The organism is Pelatocladus sp. (assembly GCF_059505505.1).
On record NZ_JCACKS010000012.1, the window covers coordinates 1 to 21,242 of the forward strand.

Genomic DNA, 21,242 nt, shown 5'->3' on the forward strand with positions numbered 1-21,242 from the left:
TGATAACTGATAACTGATAACTGATAACTGATAACTGATAACTGATAACTGATAACTGATAACTGATAACTGATAACTGATAACTGATAACTGATAACTGATAACTGATAAATTGTCTCCCCTGTCCCCTTTCTCCAATCCCCTTTCCCCTTTAAAATCTATGCCTACTACTGATTGGACTCGTCACCACGTTCTTTCTCTAGCTGATTTCACCTCAGCTGAATACGATACCGTACTGCAAACAGCCGCCAGTTTTCAGGAGGTATTATCAAGGCGGACAAAGAAAGTACCAACTTTGCAGGGACATGTGGTAGCAAATTTATTTTTTGAGCCTTCAACTCGTACTCGTAGCAGTTTTGAACTTGCTGCCAAACGCCTTTCCGCAGATACACTTAACTTTGCCTCAGCCTCTTCTTCGATGACTAAAGGAGAGACGATTCTAGATACAGCCAAAACTTATTTGGCGATGGGAACTGATATTATGGTCATTCGCCATAAGGAAGCAGGAGTTCCAAATGCGATCGCTCAGGAAATGGATCGTCTCGGTGTCAAAGTTAGTGTCCTTAATGCTGGTGATGGTCAACATGAGCATCCTTCCCAAGGTCTGTTAGATTTATTTACAATCTGTACTCTGCTTGATCCAGATTCTCCCCGCCTAGAACTTCTCAAGGATAAAAAGATTGCTATTGTTGGGGATATTCTGCATTCACGTGTCGCGCGATCGAATATTTGGAGTATCACCGCCAGTGGTGCAGAATTACATTTAGCAGCACCACCGACTTTATTACCAAAATTATTTGCAGATTTCGGCAAAGATAGACCAGGTAGGCTGTTTGTACATTGGCAATTAGAACCAGCCCTCAAAGAGGCTGATTTTGTGATGACACTACGCTTACAGAAGGAACGGATGACTGCACATTTGCTGCCTTCTTTGCGAGAATATCACCAAATGTTTGGGATTACACGCTCAAAGCTGCAACTGTGCAAACCCAATGTCAAAGTTTTGCATCCAGGCCCAGTCAACCGTGGTGTCGAAATTAGCTCAGATTTAATGGATGATCCAGAATTTAGTTTGATTCAAACACAAGTTACAAGCGGTGTTGCTGTGCGGATGGCGCTGTTGTATTTGATTGGAACTACTAGGGGATAAGGTTTTCATGCTTAGTCTTACAATTACCTGAAGGAACCCCAGTACTGGGAGCCTCTGACTCCGGATCAGCGCGGAAAATACCACCAGTACCATCAGCAAGTATTGCATAGAAAACAATTTGATTGCTGTTATTTAATCCCTTATTGGAAAAATAAATAGCTTTTACTGTCGAGCCAAACAAAGTATCACCTGCAACAATCACCTTATCAGCGACTGGATCTGCTCCAGTAAAAATACCCAAGCCACCGTCTTTAAGGACACCTTTAAATGCTACTGTTCCAACATCATTGATTGCAGGATTCTCGAAAAATTTAAAGTCTTTGCTGTTGTCGGCAATATTAGTTATTGTGCCGTTGTTAACTATAAATATACCTTCGCCGTCTTCCTTTTTTAAGACTCCCTTAAATGCTACGGTTCCTGGATTATTGATAGCTGGAGGAAAAACAAAACTAAACTTACTAGTACTAGTTGTATCAGCTATAGGGATGGTTACTCCATCTGAGGTGATTGTAAAAATACCACGTTCTCCCGTATCTAGCCTAGCTGAAAAGGCAATGGTATTTGCATCATTAATTGCATATCCATCAAAGTCACTGTAAGAACCACTGGTATCAACAACAACAGTTGTTGCTCCATCAATATTCATGAAGATACCACGGCCATTCTCGATCTCAGATGAGAATGCAACAGCAGCTTTGTTATTGATGACAGGAGAACCAAAGGCTCCTCTAGGCTGGCTGCTTTCGGCTATGGTAGTTGTGATTCCGTGATTCACAGTAAAAATACCACTACCTATCGTATCAATATTGGCATCAAAAGCTATAATACCTGAATCGTTCATTGCAGGTTTATTCCCAAACAAACTAAATATCCCACTAGCGTCGGTGATGGTGGAGGTTGTTTCACCATTTCCAATCAAAATGGTACTACTTGTACTTTCTAAATTGGCTGAGAAAACTATAGTCCCATCATTATTGATTGCAGGATTAGACCCAAGTGTAGTAAAACCATCTTTGGTATCAGCAATTTTCGTGAAAGTGAAAGCTGTAGCTTCACCTATAGCAAGCAAGCTGATAGAAAAACTAATTGCTGTTGCTGTTAAAAACTGTTTGATAGTAGCCATAATCGTCTTGTCCTAAAAAGCCCAAGTAGCATTATTGTGAAATATGATACTAAGAGTACTGGTATAAAATAGCAAGGATATACAAATTAATTAATGATTCTACAAATTTCTTCAGTAATATCACTTAAGTAGAACGACTTGAAAAAGCCAAACTATATTAAGTAATGTAAAAAGACTAGGATTCAGTTTGTAGTAAGGACTTTAGTCCTTTTTTGAGAACTAAAGTTCTCACTACGAGCCTTTAATTATTTAACCTGTTCTACTTATCAACTTTAGTTCCTTCAAAATATTAATGTTGACATTTAGATTATTTCGATTATTCTGGAAATATGACTAAAGAAGAAACGGCTCGGTATGCAGATATCTTTGCTGCACTGGGGTCGGAACCACGCTTGGAAATAATGCGGTTGCTGTTTGCAGCTTATCCAGATGGAATGACTGTGGGGGAAATTCAGGAAAAGCTGAAAATTCCCAACTCGACCCTATCTCATCATTTGGAGAAACTGCGGATTGAGGGTTTAGTTAATAGTCGTAAAGACAAACAATTTCTGTGGTACTCAGCGAATGCTGAGACTATGGAAGATTTATTGACTTTTTTATCGACAGGGAGAACAAGACGAGAATTTTTTGGGAATGTTTCTGGTGTTTCTAGCGATCGCATTCCTAATGCAGTCAATAATACATCAATTCAGGAAGGGTTTATGTTGGAAAGATTTTTTGAATCTATATTTGAAAAACTCTTCGGTTTTATGTCAGGTAGATTTCACCTCAGAGGTTATGAAAGATTCACTCAAAAAGCGATTATAGCGATTAGAATTGCTCAAGGTGAATCTCGTCGCTTGGGACATAATTTTGTTGGAACAGAACAAATTTTACTGGGATTAATTGGTGAAGGTAGTGGTATTGCATCCCAGTTTCTCACCTCCGTAGATGTGAACTTAGAAAATGCTCAAATTGAGGTTGAAAAAATTATCGGGAGAGGTTTAGGAAATACAGCTGTAGATGTTCCTTTTACACCCAGAGCCAAGCGAGTATTAGAATTAGCAGTGGAACAGTCGCAACAACTTGGCGTAAATTACATTGGTACAGAACATTTACTATTAGGTATTCTCCGTGAAGGAGGAGGAGTAGCAATAAGAGTATTGCAAAATCTTGGGGTAGATTTAATTTCTTTAGAACAACGTATACGGAGATCTCTGACGTAATTCAGACATAATTCAAAATTTGCCTAATTGATAATAAATTTCTTCAAACACAAATAATATAGTTGTTGATACAACTAAAAAATATTTATTTGTACTCCAAAATACATTTATTTTGGAGATATTTATTAATGTTGGAATTTAGTACTAAACTTCAAGATTCAATATGACTAAAGTCACATGAAATATAAATTAGCTTTTTTTATATTGACAATATAATTAATATGTGGAGCTTCTTAAAAGCATCGTACATCTCATAGGAAAGTCAAATCATAAGTTATTGTATAGGCGCTACTGACTGTGACAAATTTAGTTTGACTTCCTCTGAATTCTCAATTTCATTTGTCTTCGATTCCTCAATCTTAGACTTGAATATTGATGGTTAAGATTTCTTCGTAAACTATCAAAGCAAAACTAGTTGAGGAATCTATACTTTTAGATTTATGAATACAACACACCAAGCTCAAAGCCAACAAACTGCTCTGATTACTGGCGCATGTAGTGGAATTGGTTATCAATTAGCATGTCTTTTTGCTTCTGATAATTATAATCTCGTGTTAGTAGATAGGTGGGCAGAAAAACTAGCTGAGATCGCAGAAGAATTTCCTAAAAAATATGGTATAGCAATAAAACCTATTGTCAAAGACTTATCTAAATCAACATCTCCAGAAGAAATTTTTACTGAGGTGCAAAACTCACATATTAAAATTGATGTGCTAGTAAATAATGCTGGATTTGGTACTTATGGATTATTCCACGAAATTGATCTAACTACAGAATTGGAAATGATGCAAGTAAATGTGGTGTGTCTCACCCATTTAACGAAATTATTTCTCAAAGAAATGGTTAAACAAGGCAGAGGTAAAATATTAAACGTATCCTCAACTGCTGCGTTTCAACCAGGACCTTTAATGGCAGTTTATTTTGCTACCAAAGCTTATGTATTGTCATTTTCGGAAGCGATCGCCAACGAATTAGAAGGTACAGGTGTGACTGTGACTGTTCTTTGTCCAGGCCCTACAGCATCTGCTTTTCATGAAAGAACAGGCATGGCAGACTCTAAACTAGTTAAGGGTAAAAAAATGATGGATGCTCAAACTGTAGCTCAACTTGGCTACAGTGGGTTATTCGCAAACAAAACTCTTGTGATTCCAGGTGTGAAAAATAAGCTATTAGTTGAAATCGTCAAACTTGCGCCAAGAGAGCAAGTCACAAAAATAGTTAGAAGTATGCAGGAAGTGAAATAGATTATAAGTTATAAGTTATGAATTATGAATTTTGTGTATGATTCATAATTCATAATTCATATCTTGTTATTCTCCCGTAATTGAAAGTCCATCAACCCAAATTTTTGGACAAACTCCTCCAGGAGTCAACTCTGGTTCTTTTTCCACAAAAAGAATAGATTTAAGAACTTGGAGAAAATCACCAGCAACAGTCGCTGATTCAATACTCGTCTTCACACCTTTGTTGACAATCCAACCATCAAAAGGTAGAGAAAACGAACCTTGTAATGATTTTACACCTGCATGGAGAGCTTGTAAATCATCAATAAGAATTACATTTTCAGCAGTTTCCAAGCTCAATTCTTGTTCACCTGGTGCAGCAGCAAAAACATGATAAAAGTTAGGACTGACGGTGACTTTTGCACCAATGTTAGCATTTCCTGTGGGTTTAGCATTCATCCTTTTGGCAGTACCTGCACTATGTATAAAACCAGCTAAAACACCATTTTCAATCAATGAAATTTGGCGAGTCGGAGTTCCTTCGCCATCAAAACTTTCTGCGCCAACATTAGCAGGATGCAAAGCATCATCATACACAGAAAGCAGAGGAGATGCTATTTGTTTGCCTAAATCATCAGGAGTAGATAAACTTTGCTTATCGAGAATATTTTGGGCATTAAATAAATTAGAAAAAGCACTCAAAAGACTTAAAAAAGCATCCGGCGAAAAAACCACTGTATACTTGCCAGACTTGACTTTTTCATAGTTCAAGTGGCTAATAGTCTTCTGTGTTGTTTCTTGAATGCAACCATTAATATCTAAACTTTCTAAACTGCGTTCAACTCTAAAAGCACCAGCACTGCGAGGTTTTTTACCATCTTCCTCTGTTTTGCTGTAGAGATAAATAGATGCTAAAGAGTGAGATTCAGTTCTGATAGCACCATCACTATTGAGATAGAATCTATCAATATCTCTTTGAGCTAAATTGTTATAAGGTACTCCTTGAATTGCCGAATGAGCAGCCAAAACTTCTTTTTCAGCCGTCAACAAAGTTTCTATTAATTGAGAAACTGGTGCTTGTGGTGATTTTTCTTTTTTTGGAGTGGCAATCTTAATAGTAGCTTCTGGACTAAAATCTGGCACGTTTTCTTTGACACCAAAGAAACTAGCTTCATAGGCTGTTTTTAAAGCCAATTCTAATCCTTTGGGATCTACATCTGTGGTGCTGGTGACACCCATTGTATTTTCGTCATTCCAAACTCGAACAGTGACACCAGAAAGATTTGAAGCTTTAACTTGCTTAGGCTCACCTTGATCAACTTGTACACTGGTTGCATCTGCACTTGAGCCATAGATATCGAATTTTTTGATGCCAAGTTTATTTGCACTGTCCTTGGCATAATTTGCAATTTCACTGATATTGGGCATAGTCAATTTTAGATTTTAGATTTTGAGTTTGTAGAAAGTTCATTTTGGATATTAGATATTTAGATTTTGGCTAGAAGAACGTGTTTGCTTGCTTCAACTAAATTAATCACTCTTAATGCAAGTTGTTTAGTTCTAGTTTTAAACTGTTGCTCATTCACAATCCAAAATCCAAAATCTAAAATCCAAAATTCTTTAGCGTCCACCAACGGTAATTGAATCAACTTTGATATGAGGTTGTCCAACTGTGGTGTAAATACTCCCACTGATGGAGCCACAAAAACCAGGTGCTAAAGATAAATCTTGGGAACACATGGAAATTTTATTCATAATTTCCTTAGCTTCACCAATTAAGATCGCTCCTTTTAGTGGCTTGGTAATTTTGCCGTTTTCAATTAAATAAGCTTCGTCTACACCAAAGTTAAATTGACCTGTAGCACCAACACTACCACCACCCATTTTTTTACAGTAAATGCCTTTATCAACGGAGGCAAATAAATCTTCGGTTGTGTATTCTCCAGGTGCAATATAAGTGTTACGCATCCGGCTAGCAGCTGCAAAGGTAAAACTCTGGCGGCGTCCGCTACCTGTTCTGGGGTGTCCGGTGCGCCAGGAACCAGCTCGATCTGCTAAAAAGTTCTTGAGAATGCCTTTTTCAATTAATAGTGTTTTTTGGGCTGGCATACCTTCATCATCCATGTCAATTGTACCGAAGGCTTGTTCGGTACGCCCTTCATCCAAAGCGGTTAGACTTTCGTGGGCAATTTTTTCACCCTTTTTATCGGCGAAGGGAGATGTTTTGCGTTCTATTTGGGTGGTTTCCAGCAAGTGTCCACAAGCTTCGTGGAAGATTACGCCACCAAAGTGATTAGCCATGATGATCGGATAAGTACCTGATTCGACGTAATCTGCGTAGAGCATTTTAAGCGCGGATTCAGAGATATGTTCTGCTGATTCTTGATAATCCCAGGTTTTGAGGAAGTTAGGATCACTGGTATTACCAGCACGTTCACCAATAGAAGTACGATTAGCACCATCTGCACATAGGAGATTAAATCCTACAGATTGAGTGAGGCGAATGTCGCGAGCAAAAGTGCCATCACTAGCAGCAACTAGGACTTCTTGCCAATCACGGAAGTAGGTAGCACGACGGGATTGGATATGGTTAGCTTTACGCTGGAGTTGGGCTGTACCATCAAGCAGAATTTCTCCCATTTCTCGGATGGAACTACACAGAGATAACCAGCTATCTTTAGCTCTTTTGGTGGCGTAGTCTCTGAGTAGTTCTAGGTTGATTTCGGGGATTAAAGCATTGGGAGCAGGTAGCTGCAATCCTAGAATAGAAAGCCCTTTTTCTAAAGCTGCTTTCAAACCTGCAAAAGATATGTCATTAGTGCTGACATAGCAGTCTGCATGTCCTTTAAATACTCTAACTCCTGCACCAGTGGAAAGACGTGGTGTAATGCTGGTGATGGTATCTTCTTCTGCAAGACAACTTATGTAGTTAACACGCTCTAAGAAAAATTCGATAAAATCAGCGCCAGCAGCGCGTCCTAGTCCCAAGAGGGTAGCTAGGGGAGCTTCCCAGGTTTCATCGAATCGTTCTGTAGTCGAGGTGTATTGCAGAGTGGGGAGTTGTTGGGACAGAAGTAGGGTATTTGTTAGCATGAATATTCTCTTAGTGCTGGCTGGTTCGGAGGTTTGACTATGTATGCTGGTGTGTTGACTCTCACAGATGACTTTTGGGAATCATCTGTACTAGCTTCTTAAATAGTAGCTTGCCCACTTTAGTGCTTGTGCGCGATCGCACTAATTCCACTAGTTTTTTACAATTCCTAAAGCAGAAAATCCATCAAAATAATCACATCGTGCGACAATAGAAATAGTGGCGTTGCATAATTGAAGTATAAATTCGAGCGATCGCCATGCAATGTCCAAGGTAGATTCAGCAACGCCCAAAAAACAGATTCTATTTCAGTGCATAGGGAGAGACTAGGGTTGCCTACACTCGGCGTAAATATTGATCATATCGCCACTATCCGACAAGCGCGACGGACGGTGGAACCAGACCCAATCGCAGGGGCGGTACTGGCAGAATTAGGTGGTGCAGATGGTATTACAGCCCATCTGCGAGAAGACAGACGACACATCCAAGAACGGGATGTGCGTTTATTGCGACAGACGCTCAGAACACATTTAAATTTAGAAATGGCTGCTACAGATGAAATGGTAGCGATCGCCCTCGATATCAAACCAGATTATGTGACTTTAGTCCCCGAACGACGAGAAGAAGTGACCACAGAAGGTGGATTAGATATTGCAGGTCAAATTGCTAGAATTGGAGAGGTTGTTGATAAACTACAAAGCGCTGCTATTCCAGTGAGTTTGTTTATTGATGCCGAGCATGCACAAATTGAAGCTTCTGTCAAGGTACAGGCGAAATTCATTGAACTGCACACTGGACGATATGCTGAAGCTAAAGACGAAAAAAGTCGCAAGCAGGAATTAGATATGTTAGCAGGCGGGTGCGAACAGGCGATGAAAGCCGGATTGCGAATCAACGCTGGTCATGGACTCACCTACTGGAATGTCTATCCCGTTGCTTGTCTTCCTGGTATGGAAGAACTGAACATAGGTCACACCATCATCAGTCGGGCTGTGTTAGTAGGTATGGAAAGAGCAGTCCGGGAGATGAAATTAGCTATGCGCGGGAATCAGTGAACAGTTATCAGTAAAAAGTAACTGATAACTGATAACTGTTCACTGATAACTGGGGAAAGTCTCTGCGAAATCTAGAAATTTATTGGTAATTACGGACACTGTAAGTAAAATCTGAAACCAAAAATTCTATGAGCGCACAACAATCTCAAGACCTACCGCTTTGGGTACAAGACCGGGATGAAGTCATTACCCAAAGCAAAGATGCTCAATGGCGCTATGGTGTCCCTCCTGATTATGCCGAATCAAAAGCAGGTCTTGCTCAGGAGAGCAAATGCTGTCATTTAGAAGGTTCTTTAGAAGCGATCGTGCAAAACTTGGTGAGAACCTTTGAGATGGAGGTATCTTTTAAAAGTAATCCTCAACAGTGGTTGTCAGTTGTACAAGATAAGTTTCGTATGAGTAGTAACGGCGGCTCACTCTACACTGCTCAAGATGTATATGCCTCTGGAACTTACAATGCATTTATTGGCGATGTAGAAAATTATAAAGCTTCTGAGGAAACCTTTGAATCTTCAGGTAAACTTTTTCGGACTGCGTTTCCAAAAGGATTTTTGTGGGAAGTACTGGAGGTTTATTCTGGACCACCCAACGTTACATTCAAGTGGCGACATTGGGGAACATTTAATGGGCCATATAAAGACTATGCACCCACAGGACAGACGGTGGAGATAGTTGGGATGAGTCTTGCTCGTGTTACAGATGACTTGAAAATTCTTGCTGTTGAGCATTATTTTGACAATAGCGAATTTTTAAACAAGCTGACAAGTGGCAACAAACAGGCTAATGATCAACAACCAGCAAATGCTTGTCCTTTTGGCTCGTGGTTAAAAAGATTAAAGCTGAGATAATTTGTCAAGGACATAGTAGATAATACTATGTCCCCACTTTGAATTTATTTAGCAAAGAACGAAAATGAAAACATACTATTACGTTTTGGCAAGTCAACGCTTTGTGTTAGAAGAAGAACCAATGGAAGAAGTGTTGCGAGAACGTACCCGTCACTATCACGAACAAGAAAAGGAAATAGATTTTTGGGTAGTGAAGCAACCTGCTTTTCTGGAAGTACCCCAGATGGCACAAGTTAAGGCAAAATGTCCGCAACCAGCAGTAGCAATTATTTCTACTAATCACCAATTTATTACTTGGCTGAAACTGCGATTAGAATACGTAATCACAGGTGAATTTCAAGCACCTTCTGAAAGTATCGCCGATCCTTTGGCATCTCTTGCCACTGTGTCTTGATCGGGGATTGGGGAAAGGGGATTGGGGATTGGAAATAGCCAAAAACCAGCCATTCCCCTATTCCTTATTCCCTATTCCCGATCCCCGACCCCTGATCCCCTATATTCATGTATAAATTTCATAATTTACCAAATATTTTAGTAATTAGTTTGACTCTAGCGATCGCCTCTGTTACTTCTTTCATCTCCTTGATCGCTGTGATGAATACTGCTTTTGCCCAAGAACAAAAAATTCCTGTTTGTCAATCTCCCAAACCGGGCGAATATGTGTTATTGGTGATCAGTCCAACTACAGATAGTAGAAATCAATTACGTCGCGCCTTACCGCCTGAGCTTAAGAGTACAACCTGTAGATATCTTAACGATACAGTGACTAGGATCGGTGGATTTAATAGAATTGATGATGCGAACCGTTGGGCTAGGTATGTCAATAGCATTGCGGGTTTGTCGGCTATTATTACTACTCGACCAGCACAGGTAGCAGTAGCACCGACTCAAACACCAAGCTTTCAACCTCAACGTTTGGGAAGTGGTTTTGCTGTCTTAGTAGATTATTTCAACCGTCCAGAACTGGCAAATCAAGTTAAGCAAGCAGTGGGGGGTGATGTGGGTTTTGCAGCTTATGGGCAACGCCATTACTTGCTAGCGACTTATACAACTAATCAAAAAGACGCATACAGTACATTAAAGAAGCTTTCAGAACGAGGTTTTTTTGCAGTGATTGTTGATAGTAGTAAGGTAACGCTGTTGCGATCGGCAGTAACCATACCACCAAATTAAATTGGTCATTGGTCATTGGTCATTGGTCATTGGTCATTGGTCATTGGTCATTGGTCAATAACCACTAACTAGTAACCATTAACCAATAACAAGTTTTCAATTATAGGCATAACTAGCTAAACAAGAGATGGTGATACCTAATGCCGAGCCAGCTATCACCTGAAATGGCGTGTGTCCTAGCAATTCCTTGAGGCGATCGCCTGTAAATTCTGGGTGTTCGTGAAACAATTCATCAATCATTTGATTGAGGATGCGGGCTTGTTTGCCAGCAGCTTGACGGACTCCAGCTGCATCGTACATGACAATAATCGCAAAAACTGTGGCTAGGGCAAATTCAGCAGATGCCCAGCCATGAGTTTGCCCCACACCAACCGCTAAAGCCGTAACTAAAGCTGAATGGGCGCTGGGCATACCTCCGGTTGTGACTAAAACACTCACATTCAATTTCCGATTTTTGATTATTTCAATGATGAGCTTCAAAGCTTGAGCCATCAAACAAGAGAATAGAGCAACCACCAGCACCCGGTTGTCTAAAATATTGCCTATATCCTGCATGGTATTTTGGTCAGGTTAATAACAATGAGCAGCAGTTGTGTGTGAGCTAGTAATAGATGCAACCAAAAATCTCCAATTAACCCAGTGCTGTGCAGCAGAAACTCAGTGTAGACGCGTAGCGGTTTGCCGCAGGCTACAGTCAACCAATAACCAGTAACTGATAACTGTCTAGTGACTGCGACTGGTGATAAAGTGAGCTAGTGCCACTAATGGTTCTGCCGCTTTCCCAAAAGGTTCTAATTCTGTGCAAGCAGAATCAATAAGCTGTTGGGCTTGTTTTTGAGATTTTTCAATTCCCCAGAGGCTTGGATAAGTTACTTTCTTGGCTTTTTGATCTTTACCCACACTTTTTCCTAGCTGTTCTTGTGTAGAGGTGATATCTAAGATGTCATCAATAATTTGAAAAGCTAGTCCAATATTCTTGGCATATCGAGAGAGCCTTTGTATATTGTCTTCCGATGTCCCTGCCAAAATACCACCACAAACTACACTTGCTTCTAAAAGCGCTCCTGTTTTGTGGTTATGAATAAAATTGAGTGTTTCGGAAGAAATATCTGATTTTCCTTCTGATTCGAGATCAAGTACCTGACCACCCACCAAACCAGCAGATCCGACTGCACGCCCCAGAATAGCAATTACTCGTAATACTCGCTCTGCTGGCACATCTTTGGTGTTTATTACTACATGTTCAAAAGAATAAGCTAACAAGCCGTCTCCAGCCAAAACTGCGATATCTTCGCCGTATACCTTGTGATTGGTAGGTTTACCGCGACGATAATCATCGTTATCCATGGCTGGCAAATCATCGTGAATCAAAGACATGGTATGAATCATCTCTAGCGCACACGCAGTTGGCATAGCCATGGCGATGTTTCCACCAGTCATTTCACAGGTAGCAAGGCAAATAATCGGACGCAGGCGCTTACCTCCAGCTAAAAGAGAGTAGCGCATTGCTTCATAAATTTTTTCAGGATAACTCACGGTAATAGCCTGTTCCAAAGCTACTTCACATAGCTTTTGCCTTTCTTTTACATAGGTAATGAGGTCGAAATGGGCTTTTTCTGGAGTTAGTTTCAGGTTATCCGTTGTTACCATTCTTAATTTCCTTAAATTTCTGTTATTTAAGTAACAATTTTAAGGGAAAGAGTCATCGGTCAATCGTCAATAGTCGATGGTCAATAGTTTTTCACAAATGACATAGACGCGCAAGCGGCTATCTACGGTAGGCGCGTAGCGACTTCTGGTAAGTAGCCACTCCGTGTCTACCCGCAGGGTAGGACAAATGACAATGAGCAATAATCACTCTTTACTCTTTAAGCGTTGGCTATAGCTATCCACCGTATTTTGCAATAACATGGCGACAGTCATAGGGCCAACACCGCCAGGAACTGGGGTGAGGAACTCTACCACATTTGCAACTGATTCAAAGTGGACATCGCCGACTAGGCGACTATTACCACTGGGATCAGTGACACGATTTATCCCCACATCTACCACAACCGCGCCTGGTTTTATCATCTGAGCCGTAATTAGTTCTGGACGGCCAACAGCTGCAATTAAAATATCAGCGTTTTTAGTTATGGCTGCGAGATCTTGCGATCGCGAATGGGCAATTGTCACCGTTGCATCAGCTTCTAAAAGCATCAATGCCAATGGTTTACCCACCAAGATACTACGCCCTACCACCACCGCTTGTTGAGAGCGCAAGGAAATTTCATATTCCTGCAACAGGCGCATTACTCCAGCTGGCGTACAACTGCGTAAACCTGGTTCACCCCGCACTAGTTTTCCCATATTTACTGGGTGCAATCCATCAGCATCTTTGTTGGGATCTATTTGGTGTAATAAAGAAATCGCATCTAGATGAGGGGGTAGGGGCAACTGTACGAGAATACCATCGACTCGTTCATCTTGATTGAGATTGTCAATGACTTCTTCAAGTTCAGCTTGAGTGGTTTGTGTAGGAAAATGCTTACCAAAAGAGGACATACCAATTTTCGCACAGGCTTTTTCTTTACCACGCACATAAGCAGCTGAAGCTGGGTTATCGCCTACCATTAGCACTGCTAAACCAGGCGGTCGTCCCATTTGGGGTTGTAATCTGGTAATAGTAGCAAATAATTCTTGCTGAATTTTTGTTGCTAGGGCTTTACCATCAAGCAGTTTTGCAGTGTTTGTTTCCATCACTATTACCAATTACCAATTACCCATTACCTATTTTCTCAGATATGTAACGGAACTGATTTATTGTAAATAGCGACAAACCAACCATTGATGCCAAAATTCTCTCCCAGGGTATCTTTTATGCTACAGGCACCAAAATTTTACCTTCCTTTCACAGTTTTCCATTTGGGATTGACTTACTTTCTCGTGGCAGGATTAATAAGTTGTAGTAATTTCAGTTTTTCTGGTATCAATGCAATTGGTGCAAATGTGACTCCGATTCGAGAACTGCGATCGCAACCAGATAGTAATACAACAGTATACATCCAAGGCAAGGTTGAAAAAATTGCTCCCCTGTTAAAAAAACAAGCCTATCTGGTAAAGGACGAGACTGGTAAAATTTGGGCTATTACCAATCAAACAAATGTGCAAGTCGGAGATCAAGTAGTAATCAAAGGTCAAATTCGCTACCGCAGTATTCCGATTGCAGGCAAAGAATATGGGGAAGTGTATATCGAAGAGAAGTAATAATAATAACGTCACACTGTCCTCATCAAAAATTTATGAGTAAGCAACTAGTGCATGTAGCGATCGCTATTCTCTACCAAGAAGACAAATTTCTGATGCAACTGCGCGATAACATCCCCAATATTCTCTACCCTGGTTACTGGGGACTATTTGGTGGACACATTGAGTCTGGAGAAACGCCAGATATAGCTGTCAAGCGAGAAGTTTTAGAGGAAATTGGCTATAATCTACCACCAATAGTGTCTGAATTTGGCTGCTATGCTGATGATTCTGTGGTGCGTCACGTCTTTCAAGCACCGTTGTTGGTGGAATTAAACCAACTTGTTCTTAACGAAGGTTGGGATATGGGTTTAGTAACACTAGAAGACATTGACCAAGGACAATGTTATTCCAAAATCGCAGGGGAAATTCGGCCTCTTGGGCCAGTGCATCAGCGAATTTTGTTAGATTTTATGAGACATAAGAATGGTTAGTGGTTAGTGGTTAATATGCAATCTGTAAATCAGCTACCCAGATGGTTAACTTTCGCTTTAGCATTTCCTTTGCTCATCTTAAATGGTTGGGTATTGCTTCAGGTAATTAATTATTTTCAACCTTTAGTAAGCATTGTTATTGCGGCTATTTTATTAGCTTTTATTCTGGATTATCCGATTCGATTTGTGCAAGGAAGAGGCGTGCAACGTAATTTTGCCATATCTGGGGTACTTCTTTTAGCTATACTCATATTAGTAGGTTTAGGTATTACTTTAGTACCGCTCATTATCCAACAACTCAACGAATTAGCTAATATTTTGCCCACATGGATAGATTCTGGAAGACAACAACTACAAGCTTTGCAAAATTGGGCAACAACAGAACAGTTACCTTTTCATTTAAGTGGATTAATCCCCCAACTTCTCGATAGAATCTCCAACCAAATTCAAAATTTTACGGGTAGGATATTGAGCTTTGCTTTAGATACTATTGGTAGCTTAGTTAATGTTTTATTAACAGTAGTATTGACTTTCTATCTAGTCTTAAATGGAGAACGTCTTTGGGATGGGATATTTTTGTGGTTTCCATCTCATATTGGCTTACAAGTGCGTCAGTCATTACGAGAAGACTTTCAAAATTATTTTATTGGACAAATAACATTAGCGACTATCTTAGCATCAGGAATTACCCTAGCTTTTTTGGCGTTACGAGTTCCTTTGAGCTTACTTTTTGGATTAGTAATTGGGTTTTTTGCTTTGTTTCCTTTTGGTACAGGAGTAGGTATTACTATAGTAAGTTCTTTAGTAGCATTAAGTAATTTTTGGTTAGGAGTAGAAGCTTTAAGTGTAGCAGTAGCAATTGACCAATTTAACTACAATTTTGTTGCTCCTCGCATTCTGAGTAATTTAACTGGTTTAAATCCAGTTTGGGTAGTAATCTCTTTATTAATAGGAGCAAAATTAGGAGGACTACTAGGACTTTTAGTTGCGATTCCTTTAGGAAGTTTTATCAAAAGTGTTGGTGATAATTGGCGTGAGGGAAAATTCAGTCCCGCAACTGACGAGGATATTAAATACACTTCCCAAATTCAGACAGCTAAAAATCTTTGAATTATTTCCTGACTAAGTTCATGAGTAGAACCAGAAGCGACAATACCACCTTTTTGCATAGCGTAATAGTAATCAGCTTGTCGGACAAAGTGTAGGTGTTGTTCTACTAATAAAACAGAAATACCAGTGGTAGCAACAATGCGACGAACTGCGGCTTCAATTTCTAAAATAATTGAAGGTTGAATTCCTTCTGTGGGTTCATCTAGTAAAAGTAATTGAGGTTGTCCCATTAAAGCACGAGCGATCGCCAATTGTTGTTGTTGTCCACCACTTAAATCACCACCCATACGCGCAAGCATAGTTTTCAAAACTGGAAATAGTGTCAAAATATCTTCTGGAATCTCTTGATTTTTCGCTGGTTTTCTTCTCGCTTCTAAACCCAATAAAAGATTTTCTTTTACCGTTAAACGTGGTATTATTTCGCGTCCTTGGGGTACATAACCAATTCCCATTTTTGCTCTTTGATCGGGAGATTTGGAATTGATGATAGTCTCAGCCAGAGTAATTGTACCGCCGCGAGGTTTGAGTAACCCCATAATTGTTTTGAGGAGAGTAGTCTTCCCCACACCATTGCGTCCGATGAGACAAACCATTTGTCCATCTGGAACACTCAAATCTACATTCCGAAGAATGTGACTTTCGCCGTAATAAACATCAAGATTAGATATTTGCAACATTATTTTGGTTATTGTTCATTGGTCATTGGTCATTGGACTTTAAGAGTCGTCTTTTGTAAACAAGTATTTGTATTTCGCTGATGAGTGTTTGATACTCGACGACAGGGGAGAGTAAAAGATGAACAGAATCTATCAAAAATATTCTCCCTGTTCCCTTTTAAAGATCAATCTTGCTGTTGTCCCAAATAAACCTCAATCACGCGAGGATCATTTTGCACTGCTTCGATATTACCTTCACACAACACCGAACCTTGATGGAGAACTGTGACTTTTCTAGCTATTTGGCGTACAAATTCCATATCATGTTCAATCACCAAAATTGAATGACTCTGTGCTAACGCCAAAAGTAATTCTCCGACATTATAAGTTTCTTCATCAGTTAACCCAGCCACAGGTTCATCAACGAGTAATAAATCAGGAGACTGCGCTACCAGCATCCCAATTTCTAAACGTTGTTTTTCGCCGTGAGAAAGTAAACCTGCTGGGATATCCGCCTTATCTGTTAAACCTATTGTTTCTAGTAATCCTTTCATACTATTTTTTTCCGCATTACTAGGACTTCCCAACAAAGTAGAAAATACATGCTTATTGCGATTACTAGTAAGTTCCAGATTTTCACGAGGTGTTAAATTGAGATATATTCGAGGAGTTTGGAATTTACGACCAATTCCTAAACGTGCAATTTGATGTTCTTTAAGAAAACGTAGATTTTTACCTTTAAATAAAACTCGTCCTTTTGTTGGTTGGACTTTACCTGTGATCACATCGAGAAATGTTGTTTTACCAGCACCATTCGGGCCAATTACTACTCGTAATTCTCCCACATCCATGCTAAAGTTTAACTGATTTAATGCCTGAAACCCATCAAAAGTAACAGTGAGGTTTTCAGTTTCCAAGATTTTGGCGTTCATGCTGCACTTCGGCGTCTTGTTCTAAACTGGGATAAGTAGCAATTTCAGAAGGACGTTGTAAAAAAGAAATTTTTTGATCACGCAACCATCCAACTATGCCATCTGGTAGGACTGTAACAACTATTAAAAATAGCGCACCCTGGAAAAATAGCCAGTTGTCGGAATATTGTTCGCTCAAGAAAACACGAGCATAATTAACAAGCAAAGTACCTAAAATTGCTCCTACTAACGTGGCGCGTCCACCCACCGCAACCCAAATTACCATTTCAATCGAAAAAGCAATATCCATCGCTCTAGGTGATACAGAACCACTTTGAAGAGTGTAAAATGCTCCAGCAATTCCGGCTATTGCTCCCGAAACAGCAAAAACCAACACTTTAAATTCTGTAGGATTGTAACCCGAAAAACGCACCCGACTTTCATCATCACGAATTGCTATGAGTAACCTGCCAAAACGTCCACTTGTTAACCAGCGACAAAGAGTATAGGTAGTAACTAGAAACAATACCGTGAGAGTATAGAAAATAAACTGCGTTTTGGAATCGCTAACTGTTGCTCCAAAGAAAGTTGTAAAATCTATTAATCCATTCGTACCATTAAAAAGTTTTTGTTGACCATTAAAGAAATTGAAAAAAACAATTGTCGCAGCTTGCGTCAAAATCGAAAAATATACTCCCTTGATGCGATTACGAAATACCAAATATCCTAATATTCCTGCTAAGACTGCGGGGATAACTACCACAGCAACAACCGCAAAAGGAAACGAATAAAAAGGTTTCCAAAACCAAGGTAATTCAGTCACTCCATATAGTCCCATAAACTCAGGTAACTCACCTTGAGGAACTTGCAGCTTTAGGTACATAGCGATCGCATATCCACCCAAACCAAAGAAAATTCCATGTCCCAAACTCAATAACCCAGTAAAACCCCAAATTAAATCTATACCTAAAGCCACAATTGCCAGCGATAAAAATCGTCCCAGCAAATTCAGCCGAAAGCTAGACAAAACAACAGGCATAATTAAAATCAGGATGAGTGCGATCGCCACCACCATCCCCACTTCAAATAAAATTAATCTTCTTCTATTTCTTTTCATATTCTTTTAATCGCCAATCCCCATTTCCTATTCCCCTTTCCCCAATCCCCGTTCCCTTATTCAAACATCAACAGTACGTCCCTTCTGTGGAAAAATACCAGCAGGTTTCCACTGTAAAAACGCAATAATCAACGCAAACACCATCACTCTAGCCATACTTGTCGTCGCAAAAAATGTAAAAAAATCTGCTAAAGGTTGAACAGGAGTCAACAACAAAGCTAGAGTTCCAGAACCAATCAAAAAGTTCACCGTTCCAATCGCCAATGCTGCCACAATACTACCGATCAAGTTGCCTACACCACCAACAACCACAACCATAAAAGTATCGATAATATAATTTTGCCCTGTATTTGGCCCCACAGAACCGAGTAAACTAATTGCACACCCAGCCACACCAGCCAATCCCGAACCCAGCGCAAAAGTCATCGCATCAACTTTTTGTGTCGGGATACCCAAACAAGCGCTCATACTACGATTTTGTGTGACAGCGCGAATTCTTAATCCCCAATTTGAACGTTGTAAAAATAGGTAAATACCCACCACACAAACAACAGTCAAAGCAATAATAAATAACCTCGCAAAAGGTAATTGCACACCACCCAAAGACATACCCCCTCGTAACCAACTAGGTGCAGTCACATCGACATTTTGAGCGCCAAACCAAGGTTGAGTCACTGCTAATTTATAAGTAGCGCTTAAAAAATTGCTGACAGCGATTGTCACCCCTAAAGAAAGTAATAAGATTACTGTCACAATCCAATTACGAACCCGTCCCAAATTTGTGCGAGAATTCAAAACCCATAAACCACCAAAAAACAATAGACAAAACAGAGTGATCGCAATTACCAAAACCCAATTTACACTACGAACAAACTGCTGCAAAATCAAACTCACACCCCAAGTTGCTAACAGAGTTTCTAGAGGACGTTTGTAGAGATAACGCACCACACCTCTTTCTAAAACTAATCCCACAATTGCTGTGAGTAAAAAAGCAAAAATCAGAGCAAAAAATATATAACTCTCAAACCAGATTCCACCGAGTTGCTTACTAACATTTTGCACCACAAATGTAGTGTATGCTCCCAACATCATCAACTCGCCATGTGCCATATTAATGACACCCATCAATCCAAATACAATGGCAAGACCTAATGCTGCAATTAACAATACAGCACCGATACTAATACCATTAAATATGGCATCTAAAAACCCTGCTAACACATTGCCCCCAATAAGTTATTAAATTCAGTTATCAGTTAGAGGTTATTAATAAAGTAAAAGTAAAATCATTGTAGGATGTGTTAGGCGCATTTTTTGATCTCAATTTTCACGAAAAACATGATAAAAGCGCCTAACGCACCCTACTGGCGTGGCACAGCTCAAATAGTGCATTAATAAACCGCAGAGGAAGCAGCGAAAAGTTTGTAGACGCTTTGCGGCGTACCCCTACGGGGAAGCAAGCTACGCGCAAGCGATCGCATACACACATTGTCTTCCTGTTCCCTGTTCCCTTTATCAAAGCGCAATTTCATAATAAGGCAATGGGTTTTGCCCTGCGCCCATCAACCAACGCGCATCGGGTTTCCAAGCACCGTTGAGTTCTTCGCGGCGGCGAGTGTGGACTTTTAGTTGATCATCTGCAAATTTCAGCAGGTTGTATTGCAGGGGATAACCGGGAACCCATTCGCGGATGGGTGCGCCAAATGTGCCAGCACAGATGATATCAAGTTTGCGTCCGCCTGCACTCATATCATATTTATAGAGGCTGGTTTCGGCTTTGTGGATGTGTCCGTGGAGGGCGAAGCGGAAGCCTGCTTTTGCTAATTGTTCCATAAAACCATGATCAATGATCCGGTCTTCAAAAGCGCTGGTGAGGGGATGGTGCCAAACGGCTATTTTCAGACAGTGTTGATATTCTGGATTTTTGCGGATATCGGTAATGGCTTTGTTAATTGCTTGGGCGTTGATGCTGGCGCGGGATTTGTAATGATGATCCAATTGCCAAGCTGAATTTAAAGCCAGGATGAGCAGCTTTTGTGATTGGAAGTGGTGGAGAATGGCTTGCTGTTCGTAGTCGAAAGGATAGGGTTTGTTTTTGATGTCTTGATAGAATTGGCTGAAGTGGGCAAAGCGTTGTTGATATTTTTCTTCGTCTCGAACTTCAATATAGTTACCACCATCAATATAGTTTGCTTCATTGAGTTTGCCCCGATATTCTTCGCGTCGATGTAAGTTATAAGCCTTTTTTGCTAGATCCCAGTTAAGATCATGGTTGCCGGGAACGATGACAATTTGCTCTGGTTGCAGTTGGAATTCTTCGCTAAATTTGTCTAGAAAATCTTTGGCGGCGTTGTATTCTTCTGGGGTTGATTTGTTGGCAATGTCACCGGAAAGGATGAGGACATCGAGACGGAAACAATTGAGTTCTTGATATAAATCTTCAGCGAGTTGGTTATACCAATTGTCGGCGTTTTCGGAAGTGCCAAAGTGTAAGTCGGAGAGGTGGAGAATGTTATACGTCGTCATGCAGATAGAATTGGGTGTTGCTGGTGAGAGAGGTGTTGGAGTAAGGGAATAGTTGTAGAACTTGCAACGTTCTTGAATTGCAGCAATTGTATCTAGCAAACTGATTTTTGTATTTGTTCTCAAAATATTATTCAGTTCAGGCATGAGTTGAGGATCAGCGATATTTCCTAACGCTTCAGCAGCCCTCCAACGCACATCAGAATATTCATCGTTCAAGGCAAGTTTCAAAACCTCAACTGCCTCTGCACCGCCGATTTCTCCTAACGCATCAGCAGCCCTCCAACGCACATGAGAATATTCATCGTTCAAGGCAAGTTTCAAAACCTCAACTGCCT

At 40.2% G+C, this 21,242-nt stretch carries 20 protein-coding genes and 2 pseudogenes; 11 read left to right on the plus strand and 11 right to left on the minus strand.

What is annotated here, in order from left to right; all coding sequences use genetic code 11:
* Positions 1 to 160: 160 nt before the first annotated feature.
* A complete protein-coding gene (locus AC5JMK_RS01330) occupies positions 161 to 1,150 on the plus strand; it encodes an aspartate carbamoyltransferase catalytic subunit (RefSeq protein WP_495909204.1) in 990 nt (329 codons plus the stop codon).
* Here AC5JMK_RS01330 and AC5JMK_RS01335 read toward each other — a convergent pair.
* Complete coding sequence (locus AC5JMK_RS01335) at positions 1,140 to 2,273, minus strand: DUF7453 family protein (protein WP_495909205.1); 1,134 nt, start codon at positions 2,271 to 2,273, stop codon at positions 1,140 to 1,142. The genes AC5JMK_RS01330 and AC5JMK_RS01335 overlap by 11 nt on opposite strands.
* Positions 2,274 to 2,602: 329 nt before the next feature.
* Here AC5JMK_RS01335 and AC5JMK_RS01340 point away from each other — a divergent pair.
* The 3 genes and pseudogenes from AC5JMK_RS01340 to AC5JMK_RS01350 form a co-directional block, all read left to right on the plus strand.
* Positions 2,603 to 2,851, plus strand: a pseudogene (locus tag AC5JMK_RS01340) (ArsR/SmtB family transcription factor); the annotation flags it as partial.
* A 171-nt stretch (positions 2,852 to 3,022) separates the two neighbouring features.
* Positions 3,023 to 3,472: pseudogene (locus tag AC5JMK_RS01345) on the plus strand (Clp protease N-terminal domain-containing protein); the annotation flags it as partial.
* Between the two features lie 446 nt (positions 3,473 to 3,918).
* Complete coding sequence (locus tag AC5JMK_RS01350) at positions 3,919 to 4,722, plus strand: SDR family NAD(P)-dependent oxidoreductase (RefSeq protein WP_096672695.1); 804 nt, start codon at positions 3,919 to 3,921, stop codon at positions 4,720 to 4,722.
* A 66-nt stretch (positions 4,723 to 4,788) separates the two neighbouring features.
* On the opposite strand, the gene AC5JMK_RS01355 is transcribed toward AC5JMK_RS01350, so the two are convergent.
* Together AC5JMK_RS01355 and AC5JMK_RS01360 are read right to left on the minus strand one after the other, a co-directional pair.
* Positions 4,789 to 6,129, minus strand: coding sequence for a TldD/PmbA family protein (locus AC5JMK_RS01355; protein WP_096672693.1), 1,341 nt, complete (start codon positions 6,127 to 6,129; stop codon positions 4,789 to 4,791).
* A gap of 192 nt (positions 6,130 to 6,321) precedes the next feature.
* A complete protein-coding gene (locus tag AC5JMK_RS01360) occupies positions 6,322 to 7,794 on the minus strand; it encodes a TldD/PmbA family protein (RefSeq protein ID WP_096672691.1) in 1,473 nt (490 codons plus the stop codon).
* Positions 7,795 to 8,124: 330 nt separating this feature from the next.
* Between AC5JMK_RS01360 and AC5JMK_RS01365 the strand changes: the two genes are divergently transcribed.
* The 4 genes from AC5JMK_RS01365 (at position 8,125) to AC5JMK_RS01380 (ending at position 10,868) form a co-directional block, all read left to right on the plus strand.
* Entirely contained in the window at positions 8,125 to 8,847 is a 723-nt protein-coding gene (locus AC5JMK_RS01365; protein WP_495909213.1) for a pyridoxine 5'-phosphate synthase, read from the plus strand.
* 128 nt (positions 8,848 to 8,975) lie between these two features.
* A complete protein-coding gene (locus tag AC5JMK_RS01370) occupies positions 8,976 to 9,695 on the plus strand; it encodes an ester cyclase (protein ID WP_495909206.1) in 720 nt (239 codons plus the stop codon).
* 64 nt (positions 9,696 to 9,759) lie between these two features.
* A complete protein-coding gene (locus AC5JMK_RS01375) occupies positions 9,760 to 10,089 on the plus strand; it encodes an MgPME-cyclase complex family protein (RefSeq protein WP_495909207.1) in 330 nt (109 codons plus the stop codon).
* Positions 10,090 to 10,196: 107 nt separating this feature from the next.
* A complete protein-coding gene (locus tag AC5JMK_RS01380) occupies positions 10,197 to 10,868 on the plus strand; it encodes a hypothetical protein (RefSeq protein ID WP_495909208.1) in 672 nt (223 codons plus the stop codon).
* Positions 10,869 to 10,964: 96 nt separating this feature from the next.
* Here the strand turns inward: AC5JMK_RS01380 and AC5JMK_RS01385 are convergent, their stop codons facing one another.
* The 3 genes from AC5JMK_RS01385 to folD all read right to left on the minus strand — a co-directional run bounded on the left by AC5JMK_RS01385 (position 10,965) and on the right by folD (position 13,607).
* Positions 10,965 to 11,423 (minus strand): divergent PAP2 family protein, encoded by a 459-nt coding sequence (locus AC5JMK_RS01385; protein WP_096672682.1) that lies wholly within the window; start codon positions 11,421 to 11,423, stop codon positions 10,965 to 10,967.
* A gap of 168 nt (positions 11,424 to 11,591) precedes the next feature.
* Positions 11,592 to 12,518, minus strand: a complete 927-nt coding sequence (crtE, locus tag AC5JMK_RS01390) for a geranylgeranyl diphosphate synthase CrtE (protein WP_096672680.1) — start codon at positions 12,516 to 12,518, stop codon at positions 11,592 to 11,594.
* A 204-nt stretch (positions 12,519 to 12,722) separates the two neighbouring features.
* Positions 12,723 to 13,607, minus strand: a complete 885-nt coding sequence (folD, locus tag AC5JMK_RS01395; RefSeq protein ID WP_096672678.1) for a bifunctional methylenetetrahydrofolate dehydrogenase/methenyltetrahydrofolate cyclohydrolase FolD — start codon at positions 13,605 to 13,607, stop codon at positions 12,723 to 12,725.
* A gap of 90 nt (positions 13,608 to 13,697) precedes the next feature.
* Here folD and AC5JMK_RS01400 point away from each other — a divergent pair, with 90 nt between their 5' ends.
* From AC5JMK_RS01400 to AC5JMK_RS01410, 3 genes are read left to right on the plus strand one after another with little or no spacing between them, the layout of a single operon-like run.
* Complete coding sequence (locus AC5JMK_RS01400; RefSeq protein WP_096672676.1) at positions 13,698 to 14,114, plus strand: hypothetical protein; 417 nt, start codon at positions 13,698 to 13,700, stop codon at positions 14,112 to 14,114.
* Between the two features lie 35 nt (positions 14,115 to 14,149).
* Positions 14,150 to 14,587, plus strand: coding sequence for an NUDIX hydrolase (locus tag AC5JMK_RS01405; protein WP_096672674.1), 438 nt, complete (start codon positions 14,150 to 14,152; stop codon positions 14,585 to 14,587).
* Positions 14,588 to 14,602: 15 nt separating this feature from the next.
* Positions 14,603 to 15,697 (plus strand): AI-2E family transporter, encoded by a 1,095-nt coding sequence (locus AC5JMK_RS01410; RefSeq protein ID WP_495909209.1) that lies wholly within the window; start codon positions 14,603 to 14,605, stop codon positions 15,695 to 15,697.
* Here AC5JMK_RS01410 and urtE read toward each other — a convergent pair.
* The 5 genes from urtE to AC5JMK_RS01435 form a co-directional block, all read right to left on the minus strand.
* On the minus strand, positions 15,676 to 16,374 hold the full coding sequence (gene urtE / locus AC5JMK_RS01415) for an urea ABC transporter ATP-binding subunit UrtE (protein ID WP_495909210.1): 699 nt from the start codon (positions 16,372 to 16,374) through the stop codon (positions 15,676 to 15,678). The two genes, AC5JMK_RS01410 and urtE, sit on opposite strands and share 22 nt — an antisense overlap.
* A gap of 164 nt (positions 16,375 to 16,538) precedes the next feature.
* The gene (gene urtD / locus AC5JMK_RS01420; RefSeq protein ID WP_096672666.1) at positions 16,539 to 17,285 is read right to left on the minus strand and encodes an urea ABC transporter ATP-binding protein UrtD; all 747 of its coding nucleotides are present in this window, start codon (positions 17,283 to 17,285) and stop codon (positions 16,539 to 16,541) included.
* Positions 17,260 to 18,381 carry an urea ABC transporter permease subunit UrtC gene (gene urtC, locus AC5JMK_RS01425; protein ID WP_495909211.1) on the minus strand — a complete coding sequence of 374 codons (1,122 nt, stop codon included), beginning with the start codon at positions 18,379 to 18,381 and terminating at the stop codon, positions 17,260 to 17,262. Before urtC ends, urtD begins: the two co-directional genes overlap by 26 nt.
* 60 nt (positions 18,382 to 18,441) lie before the next feature.
* Positions 18,442 to 19,602 (minus strand): urea ABC transporter permease subunit UrtB, encoded by a 1,161-nt coding sequence (gene urtB / locus AC5JMK_RS01430; protein WP_096672662.1) that lies wholly within the window; start codon positions 19,600 to 19,602, stop codon positions 18,442 to 18,444.
* 294 nt (positions 19,603 to 19,896) lie between these two features.
* A partial coding sequence (locus AC5JMK_RS01435; protein ID WP_495909212.1) for a HEAT repeat domain-containing protein occupies positions 19,897 to 21,242 on the minus strand: 1,346 nt, incomplete at its 5' end.

Excerpts from the sequence above, each read along its gene's own strand:
- AC5JMK_RS01375 (WP_495909207.1), top strand. The coding sequence starts at position 9,760 with ATGAAAACATACTATTACGTTTTGGCAAGTCAACGCTTTGTGTTAGAA.
- urtE (WP_495909210.1), bottom strand. The coding sequence starts at position 16,374 with ATGTTGCAAATATCTAATCTTGATGTTTATTACGGCGAAAGTCACATT.
- AC5JMK_RS01385 (WP_096672682.1), bottom strand. The coding sequence starts at position 11,423 with ATGCAGGATATAGGCAATATTTTAGACAACCGGGTGCTGGTGGTTGCT.
- crtE (WP_096672680.1), bottom strand. The coding sequence starts at position 12,518 with ATGGTAACAACGGATAACCTGAAACTAACTCCAGAAAAAGCCCATTTC.
- AC5JMK_RS01330 (WP_495909204.1), top strand. The coding sequence starts at position 161 with ATGCCTACTACTGATTGGACTCGTCACCACGTTCTTTCTCTAGCTGAT.
- AC5JMK_RS01355 (WP_096672693.1), bottom strand. The coding sequence starts at position 6,129 with ATGCCCAATATCAGTGAAATTGCAAATTATGCCAAGGACAGTGCAAAT.
- AC5JMK_RS01400 (WP_096672676.1), top strand. The coding sequence starts at position 13,698 with ATGCCAAAATTCTCTCCCAGGGTATCTTTTATGCTACAGGCACCAAAA.
- folD (WP_096672678.1), bottom strand. The coding sequence starts at position 13,607 with ATGGAAACAAACACTGCAAAACTGCTTGATGGTAAAGCCCTAGCAACA.
- AC5JMK_RS01360 (WP_096672691.1), bottom strand. The coding sequence starts at position 7,794 with ATGCTAACAAATACCCTACTTCTGTCCCAACAACTCCCCACTCTGCAA.
- AC5JMK_RS01410 (WP_495909209.1), top strand. The coding sequence starts at position 14,603 with ATGCAATCTGTAAATCAGCTACCCAGATGGTTAACTTTCGCTTTAGCA.
- AC5JMK_RS01380 (WP_495909208.1), top strand. The coding sequence starts at position 10,197 with ATGTATAAATTTCATAATTTACCAAATATTTTAGTAATTAGTTTGACT.
- AC5JMK_RS01370 (WP_495909206.1), top strand. The coding sequence starts at position 8,976 with ATGAGCGCACAACAATCTCAAGACCTACCGCTTTGGGTACAAGACCGG.
- AC5JMK_RS01350 (WP_096672695.1), top strand. The coding sequence starts at position 3,919 with ATGAATACAACACACCAAGCTCAAAGCCAACAAACTGCTCTGATTACT.
- urtD (WP_096672666.1), bottom strand. The coding sequence starts at position 17,285 with ATGAACGCCAAAATCTTGGAAACTGAAAACCTCACTGTTACTTTTGAT.
- urtC (WP_495909211.1), bottom strand. The coding sequence starts at position 18,381 with ATGAAAAGAAATAGAAGAAGATTAATTTTATTTGAAGTGGGGATGGTG.
- AC5JMK_RS01335 (WP_495909205.1), bottom strand. The coding sequence starts at position 2,273 with ATGGCTACTATCAAACAGTTTTTAACAGCAACAGCAATTAGTTTTTCT.
- AC5JMK_RS01405 (WP_096672674.1), top strand. The coding sequence starts at position 14,150 with ATGAGTAAGCAACTAGTGCATGTAGCGATCGCTATTCTCTACCAAGAA.